Annotated in this window: 1 protein-coding gene; it reads right to left on the reverse strand. The window is 45.8% G+C overall.

Annotated elements, in window-relative coordinates; all coding sequences use genetic code 11:
• Positions 1–854, reverse strand: an 854-nt coding sequence (locus tag AB4496_RS23095; protein WP_372132113.1) for a molybdopterin-dependent oxidoreductase, incomplete at both ends; no start/stop codon positions are given.

Below are 854 nucleotides of genomic sequence, written 5' to 3' on the forward strand. Positions count from 1 at the left end.
TGGTGGTGGTGCCACGGGTTATTACCACTGAATACCATCATCTTGATATCCGGTAGTGTAACCGTTGAACCGTTCGCTTTGATCTTCTTACCTGGCTCTAGCAAGCTATCTACCCAACGAGCAACAGGGATTACACGGCTGTAACCGTTGTAATCAGTGTTAGTGTGCTTAGGCGATTGACCTTGGTCGATGTTCAACGGGAATGAACCCGGAGCAGCGAAGCCAGTTGAAGAAACACCGATACCAGAGTAATGGTGACCGTAAGAGATACCACCGCCAGGTAGACCGATTTGGCCAACCATTGCTGCGATAACGGCACACATCCAGTAAGGCTGCTCACCGTGTTGTTGACGTTGGATACTCCAACCGACAAGAATCTGCGTACGACCGTTAACCAGCATCTTAGCGAATTCACGGATAGAGTCCGCGCTTGCACCACAGATAGCCGAAGCCCACTCAGGTGTCTTCTCAACTTTATCTTTCGTTTCACCTTGAACGTACTTGATAAAGTCTTCAAAACCTAGACAGTAAGTTTCGATGAACTTCTTGTCGTATAGATCTTCGTTGTAAAGAACGTGAGCAACACCAAGCATGAACGCCACATCAGTTTGTGGGTTGATGTACATTTGCTCGTTTTCTAGGTAACGGCCTGTTTTGTTTTTAACAGGGTCAACAGAAACAACGTTGATCTCTTTCTTAGCAACTTTTTCTTTCAGCTGCTCTAAGTATGCGAATGACTCGTGAGTCTCACATGTCCAACCTACTTGCAGGTTTTTAACTGGATCGTTACCCCAAAGAACAATGTTGTCACTGTTTTCTAGGATAAGTTCCCAAGATGTACCTTGTGCGTAAAC

Source organism: Vibrio sp. 10N.222.46.A1 (genome assembly GCF_041473595.1).
Classification (GTDB): Bacteria; Pseudomonadota; Gammaproteobacteria; order Enterobacterales; family Vibrionaceae; genus Vibrio; species Vibrio tasmaniensis_A.